We start from the raw sequence: 17,177 nt of genomic DNA on the forward strand, positions 1-17,177 counted from the left end.
ATTTGAACTTTCCCTTATACATAGCCAAAAGATATTTATTTACAAAAACAAGTAATAATGCCATCAATATTATTACAATTATTGCTTCTTTTGGTGTAATTGTAGGCTCTTTAGCCTTGTTTATTATCCTTTCTGGTTTTTCTGGCTTGCGTACATTTAGTTACAGCTTGTTAGATGTATCTGATCCTGATATTAAAATTACTTCTAATAAAGGGAAAACTTTTTTCTATTCGGATGATGTCCATCAAGCATTAATAAATAATACTTCTATTAAAGCAACATCTAAAATTATAGAAGAACGCGTTTTTTTAGAGTACAATGATAAGAATGAAATTGCTTATATAAAGGGTGTTGAAGAGAGTTATACTTCTATTACAGATATAGATTCTGTAATCAGTTTAGGAGGTTGGTTAGATTTAGATCAGCCAAATACTGCAGTTGTTGGTAATGGAATTTCAAGAAAGTTATCATTAGGAGTTTTAAATTATGGATCTCCTTTAACAATTATGGTTCCTAAACCAGGAGTAGGTTTTATTAACCCTAATAATGCTTTTTATAAAAAAGATGTACAAATTGTTGGTTTGTATTCTGGTACGGAAGAGTTTGAAAGTAAATTTGTTTTTGTTTCTATAAATGAAGCAAAGAATTTATTGAATTTTGATGATAACCAAATAACAGGTGTTGAAATTAAATTAAAAGACAATTTAGACGCCGATTTGTTTTCGGAAGAACTACAACAGCAATTAGGAAATCAATTTAAAGTACAGACTAAACAACAATTAAATGAGGTTTTCTATAAGGTAATTAATACAGAGAATTTTGTGTCGTATCTTATTTTTACATTAATTGTAATTATAGCATTATTTAATGTTATTGGTGCAATTATAATGATGATTATTGATAAAAAATCGAACTTAAAAACTCTTTTTAGTTTAGGTGCATCTATTAAAGAAATTAAAAAAGTTTTTATTTTACAAGGTTTCCTATTAACCTTTTTAGGAATGATTATCGGGTTAACTCTGGGTATTATAATTGTTTTTATTCAGAAAGAATTTGGCATATTTATGATTACCCAAAACTTTGCTTATCCGGTAGAATTTAGATTCTCGAATCTTTTTATTGTAATAGCTACCATTACAATTTTGGGCTTTATAGCCTCTAAAATTGCTAGTAGTAGAATTTCTAAAGAGTTTGTAGAAAAGTAATTTTCATGAAAAATTCGTTTAATTTATTAATACTATTTCTTTTGCTTGCATTCGTTTCTTGTGCTTCACTAAATCAGAAAAGGAAATGTAAAACGCAACCTTTTCAAGAGTTAGACAGTCTTCAAAGAGCTGAAAAGGTTTTAAACTATACAATTGACTTACCTGATAATTGGGAGAAATCTAAATATAGTAGCGGAGATTGGTATTATATTAAAGGAGAGTTTGTTGATTCTTTAAATTATAATCGAAGACTTGCTGATGTATACATAAGTAGTGATAAAATTGATAATGAATGTAAATTAGAGTATACCTTAGAAGATTATTTAGATCTTTTTTTAAGCAGAAAGAAACGAATGTGGGGTAAGGGTTTTAGTTATCAATTAGTTGAGTCTAAACATAAAAAATATGAAAGGATGTATCTTTTAAAATTTAAAGAGAAGTTTCCTCATGCAATTTATGAAAGTGTTGTCTTTCTAATTTATTATAAACAAAATGGTTATACTGTTGAATATAAAAATGAAGAAAAAAACTTTAAGAACTATATAAAAGATATAGATAAAATAATTAACTCTTTCTCAATCGTAGAATAACGGTCTAATATTGAGGAATAATCGTGTTCCCAAACTTAGCTTCCACTTCATCAAACGTCGCAAAAACATCTTTTGCATCATCAGAAGTTACCATTTTCATTCTGTATTCTTTAAAATGCGGAATCCCTTTAAAGTAATTGGTATAATGTCTTCTAGTTTCAAAAACACCTAATACAGGTCCTTTCCAATCAATGGCCATTTGTAAGTGCCTTCTTGCCATTTCTACACGTTGTGCAATTGTTGGTTTTGTTAAATGTTCGCCGGTTTTAAAGAAGTGTTTTATTTCATTAAAAAACCAAGGATAGCCAATAGCAGCTCTACCAATCATACAGCCATCTAAACCATAAGAATCTCTCATTTCCATGGCTTTTTCAGGAGAAGTTACATCACCATTTCCAAAAACAGGTATGTGCATTCTTTGGTTGTTTTTTACGTCTGCAATCGGTTTCCAATCTGCCTCACCTTTATACATTTGGGCACGCGTTCTACCGTGAATTGAAATTGCTTTACAACCTACATCTTGCAAGCGTTCTGCAACTTCTACAATTCTAATAGAATCATGATCCCAACCTAAACGCGTTTTAACTGTAATAGGTAAATTAGTGTGTTTTACCATCGCTTCAGTTAATGAAACCATTAAATCTATGTCTTTTAAAATTCCTGCTCCTGCACCTTTAGAAACGACTTTCTTTACGGGGCAACCAAAGTTGATATCAATAATATCTGGCTTTGATTTTTCAACAATTTCCACTGTTCTTAACATCGATTCTAAGTTGGCTCCAAAAATCTGAATTCCTACCGGACGTTCTTTTTCATAGATGTCTAGTTTCATAATGCTTTTTGCTGCATCACGAATCAAGCCTTCAGAAGAAATAAACTCTGTATATACCACATCTGCTCCTTGTTCTTTACATAAAGCTCTAAATGGTGGGTCAGAGACATCTTCCATTGGTGCTAATAAAAGAGGAAAGTCTGGTAATTCTATGTTGCCGATTTTAATCAAAACGATATAATTTTTTGCAAATTTAGTGTTTTTTTAAACCTTTAAGGTGAAAAATATTTTTTGCTGTTTTTTCAGTTGAAATATTTCTAAATTCATTTTTTAAATCATCTCTTAGAAATATGAAAAGCTTTGTATTTTAAAAATAAAATTATATCTTACAGTATAAAAGAATCAAATTATATTATGGGAGCAAAAGAAGATATTTTAAAAAAAATCAATTTTTTAATCACTAGTAAATTTCAAAGTCCGGCAGAAGCTTTTCTTTTTTTTGATAAAGATAAAGACGGTAAATTAAATAAAGATGAAGTAAAAGACCTATTAAAAGATGCAGATATCAGTGGCTTTTTTAGAGGAATTGTAGCTGGTGAATTGATAAAAGGATATGATAAATCGGGTGATGAATGCATCAATCTAGAAGAATTTAAAGTAGCAATTGCAGAATTAGAAAGAGATTTGTAAATCTCTTTCTAATTTAAAATTTATATCACCAAAAAGCACACTTAGCAAGGTTTTAAAAATGCTTTTCTTCTAGACTGCAAAAAATAGCTGTCAACTGCAAAAATTAAGATACTTTTAGTTATTTAATTCACAAACTTATTTACCTATCTTTGTCAGTTGAACGCAGTTAGAAAACGAAGTATGAAAAACATTAGAAACTTTTGCATTATCGCACATATAGATCATGGTAAAAGTACGTTAGCAGATAGGTTATTAGAGTACACAGGTGCTGTAACAGATCGTGAAAAGAAGGATCAATTATTAGATAATATGGATTTAGAGCGAGAACGTGGTATTACCATAAAATCGCATGCTATCCAAATGGATTTCGAGCACAAAGGAGAACACTATATCCTTAATTTAATAGACACTCCTGGTCACGTAGATTTCTCATACGAAGTTTCTCGTTCAATTGCCGCTTGTGAAGGCGCATTGCTAATTGTAGATGCCGCACAAAGTATACAGGCACAAACAATTTCTAACCTATATCTAGCTTTAGAGAATGATTTAGAAATTATTCCTATTTTAAATAAAGTAGATTTACCTTCTGCAAATCCAGAAGAAGTAACAGATGATATTGTAGATTTATTAGGTTGTGACCCAGAAGATGTAATTCACGCAAGTGGAAAAACAGGTTTTGGAGTCGATAATATTTTAGCTGCCATTATTGATAGAGTTCCTGCTCCAAAAGGAGATCCAGATGCTCCGTTACAAGCCTTAATTTTCGATTCTGTTTACAATTCTTATCGTGGAATTGAAACGTATTTCCGTGTTTTAAACGGAGAAATAAAAAAAGGACAAGAGATTAAGTTTATGGCAACTGGTAAAAATTATTTTGCCGATGAAGTTGGTACTTTAAAGCTGACTCAAGTTGTAAAAAAAACTGTAAAAACAGGAGATGTTGGATATTTAATTACAGGAATTAAAACAGCAAAAGAAGTAAAGGTAGGAGATACTATTACAGATGCATACAAGCCAACTACAGAAATAATTGATGGTTTCGAAGATGTAAAACCAATGGTTTTTGCGGGTATTTATCCAGTGGATACAGAAGATTACGAAGAGTTGCGTTACTCTATGGAAAAGCTGCAATTAAATGATGCTTCTTTGGTGTTTCAACCAGAAAGTTCTGCCGCTTTAGGTTTTGGTTTCCGTTGTGGATTTTTAGGAATGTTGCACATGGAAATTATTCAAGAACGTTTAGAGCGTGAGTTTAATATGACTGTTATTACAACGGTTCCCAACGTTTCTTACCATGCGTACACAAAGAAAAATCCGAACGAAATATTACTTTTAAATAATCCTACAGATTTACCGGATCCATCTAGATTAGATAGAGTAGAAGAACCTTTTATCAAAGCAAGTATAATTACCAAGTCTGATTTTGTTGGGCAAGTAATGAGTTTGTGTATCGAAAAACGTGGAGAAATTACCAATCAAACATACTTAACTACAGAAAGAGTGGAGTTAACGTTTGATATGCCTTTGGCAGAAATTGTTTTCGATTTTTACGATCGTTTAAAAACGGTTTCTAAAGGGTATGCTTCTTTCGATTATTCTCCGATAGGAATGAGAGAGTCGAAATTAGTAAGAGTAGATATTCTTTTAAACGCACAACCTGTAGATGCGCTTTCGGCCCTTTTACACGCTGATAATGCGTATACAATTGGTAAGAAAATTGTAGAGAAGTTAAAAGAATTAATTCCTCGTCAACAGTTCGATATTCCTATTCAGGCAGCAATTGGTGCAAAAATTATTGCCCGTGAAACTACCAAAGCATTGCGTAAAGATGTTACTGCAAAATGTTATGGAGGAGATATTTCTAGAAAACGTAAGTTGTTAGAAAAGCAGAAAAAAGGGAAGAAAAGAATGCGTCAGGTTGGTAATGTAGAAATTCCGCAAGAAGCATTTATGGCGGTCTTAAAGTTGAATGACTAAGTAAATATTAAGATTTTTAGAACTAAGAATCAAGATGAAATAAATAGAATAGAAACCTTTTTGAGAAATCAAGAAGGTTTTTTTATACACGTCATTTCAGAGTTTACTTTTATGTAAGCTGTCGATCTGTTAATCTTTTTGAAGCTATCTCCAGCTTTCACTACTCGCTTTTTTTATCCTTAAAAAGGAATAAAAAAGAGCTCAAACAGACCGTTCAATCTGGGCTAAACTAGTTTGTCAGCTTAACTTTTATCCTGCGAAAGCAGTATTAATAAAACTATTTTTACATCAAGTTTCCAATCAATATAAATCAAAAAAACACTTTCGAAATAAATCAAAAGTGTTTAAATATAATTTATCACTTAAAAAGTAAATACAAAAAGCATCTGCGATGCTAATCTCTTCCTCCTAAAATTTGCATTCCCCAGTATAATAAGGTTGCTAATGAACCCAAGGCAGCAACTAAATACGTTCTTGCAGCCCATGTTAAAGCATCCGTTGCTCCTGCTAATTCTTCTTGAGAAACCATGTTTTTGTTTTTTAACCAAGCCAATGCTCTATTACTAGCATCGTATTCTACGGGTAAAGTAATAAAACTAAAAACAGTTGCAAAGCCCATAAAAACTAAACCTGCAACGGCAATGTAAAAACCAATTCCAGTAGCTCCTGAAGCTGCTCCCATAATTAACCCACCAATTACCAACCATTGAGAAAACTTAGAAGTTACACTAACAACGGGTACTAATTTAGATCGCATTGTTAAATAACTATATGCTTGTGCATGTTGCACTGCGTGACCGCATTCATGCGCAGCAACAGCAGCTGCAGCCGCATTTCTTTGGTTGTAAACAGATTCACTTAAATTTACTGTTTTATCTGCAGGGTTGTAATGGTCTGTTAATCTACCAGGAGTAGAAATTACTTTTACATCAAAAATACCGTTATCAGCTAACATTTTTTCTGCAATTTCTGCACCACTCATCCCGTTTCTAAGCTGAATTTTAGAGTATTTTTTAAATTTATTCTTCAGCGTATTACTCACTAACCAACTAGCTAAAGCAATTACGCCAATTAAAATATAGAATCCTATCATAATTTATATTGTTTAAAAATTGTATTTCATTTTTGTTTGATAAATTTACAACATAAAGTATTCCAATTTATTGTTTGGAAGATAAAAATGACAAAATGACAAGAAAACCTAACATATTACTTATATATACTGGAGGAACGATTGGTATGATGAAAGACTATAAGACAAATGCCTTAAAAGCATTTGATTTTAGTCAGATTGTAGAAAAGATTCCAGAATTGCAACAGCTAAATTGTAATATAGAAAGTGTTTCTTTTGAAGATGCAATAGATTCATCAAACATGAATACCAAATACTACATAAGTATTGTTGAAATTATTGAAGAAAATTATAAAAAATTTGATGGTTTTGTTGTGTTAACAGGTTCCGATACCATGGCGTACACTTCTTCTGCGATTAGTTTTATGTTAGAAAACTTGCAAAAACCAATCATTTTTACGGGATCTCAACTGCCAATTGGAGATTTAAGAACAGATGCTAAAGAGAATTTAATTACCTCTATAGAGGTAGCGTGTGCATATAAGAATGGAAAACCAATTGTGTCTGAAGTATGTTTGTATTTTGAATATAAGTTATATAGAGCGAATAGAACCACTAAAATAAGTTCAGAGTTATTTGAGGCATTTACGTCTATGAATTTTCCGCCATTAGCAGAAAGTGGTGTGCATCTTAAATTTAATGAGCATTTAATTTATCAAGAAGAACAAGAGGAAGCATTAATTGTTAGAAAGCATTTGGTTGATGAAGTTGTTATTTTAAAATTATTTCCAGGGATATCAAATCTGGTAGTAGAGAGTATATTAAATATTCCTAATTTAAAAGGAGTTGTACTAGAAACGTATGGATCTGGTAATGCACCCAATTCCGAAAGCTTTATTTGTTTGTTAAAAACGGCAATTGACAAAGGAATTAAAATTATAAACGTAACCCAATGTAAAAGTGGTAGGGTAATGATGGGGCATTATGATACAAGTTTGCTGCTTTTAGAAATAGGAGTGATTAATGGTAGAGATATTACTACCGAGTCTGCGATAGCTAAGTTAATGTACTTATTAGATAAAAACCTATCAGATGATGACTTTAAACATTTCTTTGAAAAATCTTTAAGAGGCGAATTAACTGATAATTATCATTTTTAAACATATTATTGAGTTAATTGAAGTTTTTAATATCAAATAGATTGATTTTTTTTTTAAATGCTCAATATTTTTTTGTTACTTGGCACTCTCAAAAGTAATAGAGGGATGATTTTTTAAATATTTTAGTTAAATTATCTTTCATATTATTTTTTTGAGATGAAAATTAATATCTTTAACCCGTTAACTATTAAAAATTAATTATAACAAAGATGAAAAAAGTAGTAAATGTCCTATCCGTAACAGGATTTATGTTTTTTGGAGCTATTCAATCAACTTTCGCACAAGAAGCAGCTGAAGAGTCAAAAACTTTCCACCAAGAATTAAAACAACGTTTTATTGAGGGTGGCCCAGAATTTATGGGAATTGTATTAGTAGCCTTAATTTTAGGTTTAGCAATTGCAATTGAAAGAATTATTTATTTAAACATGGCAACAACGAATACTAAGAAATTAGTAGCAAGTGTAGATGATGCTTTAAGTTCTGGTGGTATAGAAGCTGCTAAAGAAGTTTGTAGAAACTCTAAAGGACCAGTTGCATCTATCTTTTACCAAGGTTTAGATAGAGTAGATGAAGGAGTAGATGCTGCAGAAAAAGCTGTAGTTTCTTATGGAGGAGTTCAAATGGGACTTTTAGAGAAAAACATCTCTTGGTTATCTTTATTTATTGCTTTAGCACCGATGCTTGGGTTTATGGGTACAGTAATTGGTATGATTCAGGCTTTTGATATGATTGCAGTAGCAAATGATATTTCTCCTGGAGTTGTAGCTGTTGGTATTAAAGTAGCATTATTAACAACTGTATTTGGTTTAATAGTAGCAATTATTTTACAGATTTTTTATAATTACATCGTATCTAAAATCGATAGTATTGTAAACAACATGGAAGATGCATCTATTCAATTAATAGATTTATTAGTGAAATATAAAAAATAAGATATATTATGAAAAATAATTTATCAAAAATTTTAAACATATTTATAGCTGTAATAGCTGTAATTGGAGCCTTTCTCTTTATCAACATCTTTATGTCAGATGAGGGAGATACAGCAGCCTTAAGTGGTTCTGTTGGTAGTATAGTTACTTTTTCTACTATATTACTTTACTTTGCAGTAGGTGCAACATTGTTGCTTTCTTTATTTAGCCTTTTTACAAATCCAGAAAATTTGAAAAAGACTTTGTTAGGTGTTGCTGCTTTAGGTGTAGTATTAGTTTTTGCTTACTTTTTAGCAGATAGTAATGCTGTACTTGATACACAAGGAAAAGTACTTGTAGGTGGTGAAGCAGGAGCTTCTAGTAACCAATGGGTAGGAACAGGTATATGGTATAGCGTTTGTCTAGGCCTAGTAGCTAGTTTATTCTTTGTATACGATTTAGTAAAAGGATTAATAAAATCATAATAATATGGCAAGAAGAGAGAATCCAGAAATTAATGCAGGTTCTATGGCAGATATTGCCTTCTTGCTGTTAATCTTTTTCTTAGTAACAACAACAATGAATGTGGATTCAGGAGTTTCTAAAAAACTATCTGAAAAACCACCAGCAGATTATGTGCCACCTGTTATTAAGGAAAAAAACATTTTTGAGGTAAGTATTAATAGAAATAATGAGCTTTTAGTTGAAGGCGAAAGAATGGATATTAAAGACCTAAAAGAAGCCGCTATCTCATTTGTAGATAATGGTGGAGGAGAAGGTAAAGTTGAAAATGGCGTTGCTACCGGACCATGTAGTTATTGTAAAGGTGATAGAAGTGATGAATCTTCAGATCACCCTAATAAAGCTATTATATCGGTACAAAGTGATAGGTTAACAGAATATGGAACTTATTTAACTGTTCAAGATGAATTGTTAAAAGCTTATAGTTTTTTAAGAAATAGACTAAGTGTTGAAAAATACAAGATTCCATTTGAAGAACTTGAAGAAAGTTATAAGGACGATAGAGCTAATGATAATTTGAAAAATAAAGTTGAGTTTATCAAAACAGCTTATCCTCAAATTATTTCAGATCAAGAACCTACAAATTAATTTTTAAAATTTAACAGTATGTCTAAATTTAGAAAAAAGAAGAAAGGAATGCCAGCAGTAAATACTGCAGCTTTACCAGATATTGTATTTATGTTGTTATTCTTTTTTATGGTTACTACTACCATGAGAGAAACTTCTTTACAAATTGATGCTCCAAGGTTACCTTCGGCAACAGAAGTAAAGAAATTAGAGCATAAAAGTTTGGTAACTACTATTTATGTAGGTAAAGCTAAAGATGCTAAGTATGGTACAAGTTATAATAGAATTCAATTGAATGATAAAATTGCTACTGCGGATGAAGTTCCTGCATTTATAATAAATGCAAGATCTAAAGTTTCTGAAGCAGAAGTTCCATTTATGACAACTTCTATTAAGGCAGATACTGAATCTAGTGTTGGTACAATTACAGATATTAGATTAAAATTAAGAGATGTAAATGCTCTTAAGATTAGTTATTCTGCTTCAAAAAAGACTGAGTAATCTAAACAATATAATTTTTAAAAAAAGGATAATTCATTGAATTATCCTTTTTTTTATGTTTTTTTTAGAAATTAAAATTCTAATAAAATATTATCACTTTGTAAAACGTTTAATTTGTATATGAAAACAGCCTTAACTCTCTTTATAATTTTGATTAATGTAATTGGGTCTTTTGCACAGAAAGATTCCTTAAACCTAGGAGATAGGTATGCGGAAGATCAAATTTATGTGGCAGTTTCTTATGCTCAGTTTGTAGATCAACCTCAAGAAATATTTAAAAGTAACTTTTCATATGGACTTTCGGTTGGTTTTTTAAAAGATGTAATTTTAAATAAACAAGGTAATGTCTCTATTGCAGCTGGTGTAGGATATGGATTTGATTTTTTTAATCATGAGCTTAAAGTCGAAGAAATAAACAATGCAACTGATTTTAGTAGTGATGCAAGTATTAGTGCTAATCTATTTAAATCTCATAATTTAGAATTTCCATTAGAATTTAGATGGAGAACTTCAACAGCGAATAAATATAGTTTCTGGAGGATATATGGTGGTATTAAGTTTTCATACAACTTCTCTAATAAATTTCAGTTTGATGATGAAAATGGGAACACCTTTAAGTATCAGGATGTTTCTAATTACAATAAATTGCAGTATGGCTTAACTTTATCAACGGGGTATGATGAGTTTAATATCAACCTTTATTACGGTTTAACACCTGTTTTTGAAAATAGTACTATAAACGGAGAAGTTATAAATACTAAAATCTTAAAATTTGGACTTATTTTCTATCTTTTATAAAAAGTAGAAAACAATACTTGGAGATACAAAGCCTAGTATAAAGCCTAAATATACTTCTTTATGTGTGTGTGCTTTTAAGTGCAACCTTGCGCTAGCTAAAATTCCGGAGAGAAGTAAACCACAGATAAGTACTGCCGTTAGGTTTTGCTGATACATAAAACTCAACACGTAAAAGAAGCCAATTGTAATCCCTATGGATATTAAATGGATGCTTGTTTTTATTTTAAAAGCAAACAATATGTATATAAATACCAATCCTAATGAGGTGGCGTAAAAAAGCATTCCTAAATCTCTTAAGTTAGCTATTCCATATAGTGTATTACCTAGTAAATAAAACAATACAATCATCATAGCAACAGGAACTTTTCTTTCCTTTATACTTTCTGCTTTAAATGATTTTATAAGCTTAAACCTCCTAAAAAGAATGAGTATGAGTAAAGGTACTAAGTAAGTTGTTACAAAAATCAGACCTAGTACGGCAAACTTTTGATTCTTGCTAAAACTATTTTGAATTAATATAAAATATAAGGTTATTCCAATTGTAGGTATTACAATTGGGTGCAGCATAACGGATATAAATTTATAAAACTTCATTAAATCTCTTTACGTAAACGTGCTACCGGTAAATCTAATTGTTCCCTATATTTTGCCACCGTTCTTCTAGCAATAGGATATCCTTTTTCCTTTAAGATTGCTGCCAGTTTTTCGTCAGTTAGAGGTTTCTTTTTATTCTCTTCTAAAATTACGGTCTCTAATATTTTCTTTATTTCTTTGGTAGATACATCTTCTCCTTGGTCGTTTTTCATAGATTCAGAAAAGAATTCCTTTATCAATTTTGTACCATAAGGAGTTGATACATACTTACTATTTGCAACCCTAGAAACTGTAGAAACATCCATATTAATTTTGTCTGCAATATCTTTCAAAATCATTGGTTTTAGCTTGCGCTCATCACCTGTTAAAAAATAATCATACTGATAGTGCATAATCGTATTCATTGTTACTAGAAGCGTTTGTTGACGCTGTTTAATTGCATCAATAAACCATTTTGCCGAATCTAATTTTTGCTTGATAAAGAATACAGCATCCTTTTGTGACTTACTTTTTACAGTAGCTTCTTGGTAGCCTTTAAGCATATTGTTATATTCTCTAGAAATATGTAATTCGGGAGCATTTCTTGAGTTTAAAACTAAATCTAATTCACCATCAACCAACTTAATAGAAAAGTCAGGAACAATTTGTTCTGCTATTTTATTATTACCAGCATAAGAACTTCCTGGTTTAGGGTTTAGTTTAGAAATTTCTTTATTTACTTCTTTTAATTCCTCTTCAGAAATGGTAAACTTTTCTTGTAATTTTTTATAATGTTTTTTTACAAAATGATCAAAAGCAGTTTCTAGAATTTCAATTGCTAAACTTCTAATTTTGTTGCTTTCTTTTCTCTTTAATTGAATAATTAAACATTCTTTTAAATCTCTGGCTCCAACACCAATGGGATCTAAAGTATGCACCACTTTTTTTAGAATAGAGATAACTTTTTCTTCTGTAGTAAAAACATTTTCTGTAAAAGCTAAATCGTCTACTACATCTATAATATCTCTTCTTATATAACCACTGTCATCTATACTACCCACTAAAAATTCAGCTATAGAAAGTTCTTCATCGGTAAAAGTATAGGTGCTTAATTGATTTTTTAAGGATTGATGAAAACTAGTACCACTAGCATAAGGTACGTTTTTCTCTTCATCATCAGCAGAGTAATTATTAGCTTGTGTTTTATAATTTGGTATTTCGTCATCACTTAGATAATCATCTATATTGATGTCTTCTGCTTCTATTTTCTCCGTTCCAGCATCATCATATTCATTCGATAAATCATCATCTATGGAATCTGCATCATCCTTTCCAGTATCTAATGCAGGATTTTCTTCAATTTCTTGTTTTAGACGTTCCTCAAAAGCTTGCGTAGGCAATTGAATTAACTTCATCAACTGTATCTGTTGAGGAGATAATTTCTGTAATAGCTTGTATTGTAAACTTTGTTTTAGCATATATACAAATATATGAAATAGGTTAAAATAAAAAACGTCATTCTGATAGGAATGACGTTTTAGTGCTTTAATTTTTTATTTACTTTTAAAAATCTGCATTTTGTGGCGTTCTTGGGAATGGAATTACGTCTCTAATATTACTCATTCCTGTGGTAAATTGTACGAGTCTTTCAAAACCTAACCCAAAACCAGAATGAACTGCTGTACCAAATTTTCTTAAATCTAAATACCACCAAAGTTCTTCTTCAATACCGAGTGTTTTCATTTTATCAGCTAAAACATCATAACGTTCTTCTCTTTGTGACCCTCCAACTATTTCTCCAATTCCAGGGAATAGAACATCCATAGCTCTAACTGTCTTTCCATCATCATTTAAACGCATGTAAAATGCTTTGATGTCTGCTGGATAATCAAATAAAATAACCGGACATTTAAAGTGTTTTTCAACTAAAAAGCGTTCGTGTTCAGATTGTAAATCTGCTCCCCATTCATTAATTGGGAATTGAAATTTTTTCTTTTTATTTGGTTTAGAATTACGTAAAATATCGATTGCTTCTGTATAAGAAACTCTCTTAAAGTTGTTGTCTACAACAAACTTTAGTTTGTCTAACAATCTCATTTCACTTCTTTGTGATTGTGGTTTGCTTTTTTCTTCTTGTGTTAAACGTTGGTCTAGAAAAGCTAAATCATCAGCACATTTATCTAAAACATAGTTTATCACATACTTAATAAAGTCTTCTGCTAAATCCATATTACCATCTAGATCCATAAAGGCAACCTCTGGCTCTATCATCCAAAACTCTGCTAAATGTCGCGTAGTATTAGAGTTTTCGGCTCTAAATGTTGGTCCAAAAGTATAGGCTTTTCCTAAAGCCATTGCAAAAGTTTCAGCTTCTAATTGGCCAGAAACAGTTAAATTGGTTTCCTTACCAAAGAAATCTTTAGAATGGTCAATTTTACCATCCTCGTTTACTGGAGCTTCGTTGTCTTTAAAGGTAGTTACTTTAAAGATTTCTCCTGCACCCTCTGCATCAGAACTAGTCACTATTGGTGTGTTCACATAATTAAAATCTCTTTCCTGAAAATACTGATGTACCGCAAAAGATAATTTAGAACGTACACGCATTACAGCACTAAAAGTATTTGTTCTTACACGTAAATGTGCATTTTCTCTTAAAAATTCGAAACTGTGTTTTTTTGGTTGAATAGGATATTCATCTGGATTAGAGTCTCCCAAAATTTCAATTTCTGAAACTTGAATTTCTACAGATTGTCCTTTTCCTTGGCTTGCAGCCAAAGTTCCTTTTATGCAAATAGCTGCACCAGTTGTAATTCTTTTTAATGTGGTTTCATCTGTGTTTTCAAAATCGATAACACATTGTATGTTGTTAATAGTAGTACCATCATTTAAAGCAATAAAACGATTGCTTCTAAATGTTCTAACCCATCCTTTTAGGGTTACTTCTTGTAGTAATAATCCTTCCGATTTTAAAAGTTCGGCTACGTTGCTGTTTATCATATTCTTATAATGTTGATATAAATATATGTTATTAATAGGTTGTATTATTCTGATGTTTTTTTCTAGAAAACTCTTTTTTTAGGAAGAATTATATAGAAACCCAATTTTTTGATTGTAACAGATCTTTAAAAAAAAGAAATATTTTTTATTAAAAAAAGTTAACTATAATATACAAAAAATGTTTTTTTATTAAGGAGTAAAGATACTTTTTTGTGAGAAGATGAGCAATGATATTTACAGTAGTTTTAGGTGATGTTTGCTTAAAATACTGTTAATTTCTATAGTTAAAACATTGTTCATTCTTCTATTAAAAAATCGGATGTTAAATAATAAGATCCGATTTTTTTAGTAAATATTTATATATCAGCTAAATATTTATTCTTCTAATTTGTCTTCTTCCGGAGGAATAATTCTTATAGAAGGTTCCTTAAATACTTTCTTGTTTGCTATTTTCTTTTCAAAAGTTAATAATAATGATGGTAATAATAGTAAGTTAGAAACCATTGCTAATAATAAAGTTACAGAGACTAAGCCTCCTAATGCAATGGTACCTCCAAAACTAGAAAGTGTAAAGGTTAAAAAGCCAAAAAAGAGTACAATAGAAGTATAGAACATACTTACTCCTGTTTCTCTAAGTGCTCCATAAACCGATGGTTTTACACGCCAATTATTAGCCATTAATTCTTGTCTGTATTTTGCTAAAAAGTGAATAGTATCGTCTACAGAAATACCGAACGCAATACTAAATACTAGTATTGTTGATGGTTTTATAGGAATACCAAAGTAGCCCATTAAACCAGCTGTAATTAGTAATGGCAATATGTTAGGCAATAATGAAATAAAAATCATTGGTGGAGATCTAAACATCCAAGCCATAAAAATGGCAATTAAGAAAATTGCCAATGATAAAGAAATAACTAAATTCTTAATTAAATAATTGGTTCCTTTTATAAAAACTAATGCTTTTCCTGTAACTGAAACTGTATATTTATCTGATGGAAATTCTTTAGCAATTACCTCTCTTAAACGTTCTTGAATTACATTCATCTTTTCAGTACCAATGTCTTTCATAAAAGTAGTTATTCTTGCATAGCGTCCTGTAGTATCTACAAAGTTTTTAAGCATGCTAGCATCACTATTTGAGTTTTTGGTATATGCAAAAATGTAACTCTGTTCTTGACTTGTTGGTAATTGATAATATTTAGGATTCCCTTTGTAATAAGCCTGTTTAGAGTATTTTACTACATTGGTAATAGAGATTGGTTTAGAAAGTTCTGGAAAAGCTTCTATGGCTTCATTTATTTTTTCCATCTTTTTTAAAGTGGATAAACTCATGACTCCTTTTTCCTTTTTAGTATCAACTAAAATCTCTAATGGCATTATACCTCCAAACTCACTTTCAAAGAATTTTATATCTTGATAAAACTCTAAACTTTTAGGCATGTCTTCTATTAAACTACCCGAAACTTTTATTTTATAAACTCCTATAATTGCCGCAACTATTACAATAACTGTGGTAAAATAGATTGTTATTCTCCTGTTTCGTACCATTTTTTCCATCCAATTCACAACATTTTCAATCCACTTTGTTTCTAAGTGGTTTAAATGTTTCTTTTTTGGAAGTGGCATAAAACTATATAAAATAGGTATAATTAATAAGGCTAGTATAAAAATACTAATGATGTTTACGGAAGCTAGAATACCAAACTCTCTTAGTAAACTACTTTTTACAAAGACAAATGTAGCGAAACCAGATGCAGTTGTAATGTTCGTCATTAATGTAGCATTACCTACCTTAGAAATTACACGTTGTAAGGCTTTAGCTTGCTGACCATGTTTCTTTATTTCTTGCTGATATTTATTAATTAGAAAAACAGCATTGGGTACTCCAATAACAATAATTAAAGGAGGTATTAATGCCGATAAAACTGTTATCTCATAACCGAACCATCCTATAAAACCAAAGGCCCAAATAACACCAGTCATTACTACTAAAAGTGTAATAAAGGTTGCTCTAAAAGATCGAAAGAAAAAGAAGAAAATAACTGCTGTAATTCCTAATGCACCTGCTACAAAAAGTAATATTTCATCTTGAATATTTTGTGCATTTAACGTTCTAATATATGGCATCCCAGAAACCCGAATGTCTACATTATTTTCTTTTTCAAATTTAGTTATAGTTGGTATTAATGTATTAAAAATGAAATCCCTACGTTTTGGCGTATTTATAATTTCTTTTTTAATATAAATGGCTGTTTGTAATGTACCTGTTTCTTTATTGAATAGTAAATTATCGTAGAAAGGGAGTTTTTCAAATAACTGTTTTTTGATGTCTAGAACCTCTTGTGTTGTTGTTGGTTCTTTTTCATATAAAGGTTCTAGTACAAATTTTCGTTGTTTTCTATCTGCCTTTAATTTTTGTACATCTGCAATAGAAATTGTAAAATCTACTTCGTCTAAGCTATCAAATTTTTGTACTAAATTATTCCAAGCATTAAACTTTTTTGGTGTAAAAACGGTAGAATCTTTAATCCCTAAAATAACTAAGTTACCTTCTTCTCCAAAAATTTCTAAAAATTGATTGTATTCTAGATTTGCTATGTGATCTTCAGGTAATAAATTGGCTTCTGTATATGAGAATTTCATATACTTCATTTGAGAAGCTAATAAACCTGTAATGATGGCAATACCTAGTAAAACCAAATAACGGTTTCTTAAGATAAGACCAGCAACTTTTGTCCAGAAATTCATTAAGTTAAATTTTAGAAATTGTAATTAATTGTACATTGTTGTAAATAAAAAGAGAGTGTTAAGAAACACCCTCTTTTTTTTATTGTGTCGG

16 protein-coding genes are annotated in these 17,177 nt (G+C 30.4%); 10 read left to right on the plus strand and 6 right to left on the minus strand.

What is annotated here, in order from left to right; genetic code table 11:
- Positions 1-2 precede the first annotated feature (2 nt).
- Both H0I28_RS15755 and H0I28_RS15760 read left to right on the plus strand, forming a co-directional pair.
- Entirely contained in the window at positions 3-1,205 is a 1,203-nt protein-coding gene (locus H0I28_RS15755) for an ABC transporter permease (RefSeq protein ID WP_218755086.1), read from the plus strand.
- 5 nt (positions 1,206-1,210) lie between these two features.
- Positions 1,211-1,795 (plus strand): hypothetical protein, encoded by a 585-nt coding sequence (locus tag H0I28_RS15760; protein ID WP_218759706.1) that lies wholly within the window; start codon positions 1,211-1,213, stop codon positions 1,793-1,795.
- Between the two features lie 4 nt (positions 1,796-1,799).
- On the opposite strand, the gene dusB is transcribed toward H0I28_RS15760, so the two are convergent.
- Complete coding sequence (gene dusB / locus H0I28_RS15765; protein ID WP_218732371.1) at positions 1,800-2,798, minus strand: tRNA dihydrouridine synthase DusB; 999 nt, start codon at positions 2,796-2,798, stop codon at positions 1,800-1,802.
- Between the two features lie 183 nt (positions 2,799-2,981).
- Between dusB and H0I28_RS15770 the strand changes: the two genes are divergently transcribed.
- Positions 2,982-3,257, plus strand: a complete 276-nt coding sequence (locus H0I28_RS15770) for an EF-hand domain-containing protein (RefSeq protein WP_218755087.1) — start codon at positions 2,982-2,984, stop codon at positions 3,255-3,257.
- Positions 3,258-3,437: 180 nt separating this feature from the next.
- Positions 3,438-5,234 carry a translation elongation factor 4 gene (lepA, locus tag H0I28_RS15775; protein WP_218759708.1) on the plus strand — a complete coding sequence of 599 codons (1,797 nt, stop codon included), beginning with the start codon at positions 3,438-3,440 and terminating at the stop codon, positions 5,232-5,234.
- A 394-nt stretch (positions 5,235-5,628) separates the two neighbouring features.
- Here the strand turns inward: lepA and H0I28_RS15780 are convergent, their stop codons facing one another.
- The gene (locus H0I28_RS15780; RefSeq protein WP_218759710.1) at positions 5,629-6,327 is read right to left on the minus strand and encodes a zinc metallopeptidase; all 699 of its coding nucleotides are present in this window, start codon (positions 6,325-6,327) and stop codon (positions 5,629-5,631) included.
- 95 nt (positions 6,328-6,422) lie between these two features.
- On the opposite strand from H0I28_RS15780, the gene H0I28_RS15785 reads away from it, so the two are divergent.
- The 6 genes from H0I28_RS15785 to H0I28_RS15810 all read left to right on the plus strand — a co-directional run bounded on the left by H0I28_RS15785 (position 6,423) and on the right by H0I28_RS15810 (position 10,765).
- Entirely contained in the window at positions 6,423-7,466 is a 1,044-nt protein-coding gene (locus tag H0I28_RS15785) for an asparaginase (RefSeq protein WP_218759712.1), read from the plus strand.
- A gap of 209 nt (positions 7,467-7,675) precedes the next feature.
- Complete coding sequence (locus tag H0I28_RS15790) at positions 7,676-8,398, plus strand: MotA/TolQ/ExbB proton channel family protein (RefSeq protein WP_165734317.1); 723 nt, start codon at positions 7,676-7,678, stop codon at positions 8,396-8,398.
- Between the two features lie 8 nt (positions 8,399-8,406).
- Positions 8,407-8,862 carry a hypothetical protein gene (locus H0I28_RS15795; protein ID WP_218732376.1) on the plus strand — a complete coding sequence of 152 codons (456 nt, stop codon included), beginning with the start codon at positions 8,407-8,409 and terminating at the stop codon, positions 8,860-8,862.
- A gap of 4 nt (positions 8,863-8,866) precedes the next feature.
- The gene (locus H0I28_RS15800; RefSeq protein ID WP_218755091.1) at positions 8,867-9,487 is read left to right on the plus strand and encodes a biopolymer transporter ExbD; all 621 of its coding nucleotides are present in this window, start codon (positions 8,867-8,869) and stop codon (positions 9,485-9,487) included.
- Positions 9,488-9,505: 18 nt separating this feature from the next.
- The gene (locus tag H0I28_RS15805; RefSeq protein WP_165734320.1) at positions 9,506-9,967 is read left to right on the plus strand and encodes a biopolymer transporter ExbD; all 462 of its coding nucleotides are present in this window, start codon (positions 9,506-9,508) and stop codon (positions 9,965-9,967) included.
- Between the two features lie 120 nt (positions 9,968-10,087).
- On the plus strand, positions 10,088-10,765 hold the full coding sequence (locus H0I28_RS15810; RefSeq protein WP_218759713.1) for a porin family protein: 678 nt from the start codon (positions 10,088-10,090) through the stop codon (positions 10,763-10,765).
- Here the strand turns inward: H0I28_RS15810 and H0I28_RS15815 are convergent.
- The 4 genes from H0I28_RS15815 to H0I28_RS15830 all read right to left on the minus strand — a co-directional run bounded on the left by H0I28_RS15815 (position 10,760) and on the right by H0I28_RS15830 (position 17,086).
- A complete protein-coding gene (locus H0I28_RS15815; RefSeq protein ID WP_218732379.1) occupies positions 10,760-11,359 on the minus strand; it encodes a hypothetical protein in 600 nt (199 codons plus the stop codon). The two genes, H0I28_RS15810 and H0I28_RS15815, sit on opposite strands and share 6 nt — an antisense overlap.
- Positions 11,359-12,816: an RNA polymerase factor sigma-54 gene (gene rpoN / locus H0I28_RS15820; protein WP_218732380.1), complete on the minus strand. Its 1,458-nt coding sequence runs from the start codon at positions 12,814-12,816 to the stop codon at positions 11,359-11,361. The genes H0I28_RS15815 and rpoN overlap by 1 nt, the downstream gene beginning before the upstream one ends.
- 85 nt (positions 12,817-12,901) lie before the next feature.
- Positions 12,902-14,335, minus strand: coding sequence for an asparagine--tRNA ligase (gene asnS / locus H0I28_RS15825; RefSeq protein ID WP_218759715.1), 1,434 nt, complete (start codon positions 14,333-14,335; stop codon positions 12,902-12,904).
- Between the two features lie 375 nt (positions 14,336-14,710).
- Positions 14,711-17,086 carry an RND family transporter gene (locus H0I28_RS15830; protein ID WP_218759716.1) on the minus strand — a complete coding sequence of 792 codons (2,376 nt, stop codon included), beginning with the start codon at positions 17,084-17,086 and terminating at the stop codon, positions 14,711-14,713.
- Positions 17,087-17,177 lie beyond the last annotated feature (91 nt).

Source organism: Polaribacter sp. AHE13PA (genome assembly GCF_019278505.1).
Taxonomy (GTDB): domain Bacteria; phylum Bacteroidota; class Bacteroidia; order Flavobacteriales; family Flavobacteriaceae; genus Polaribacter.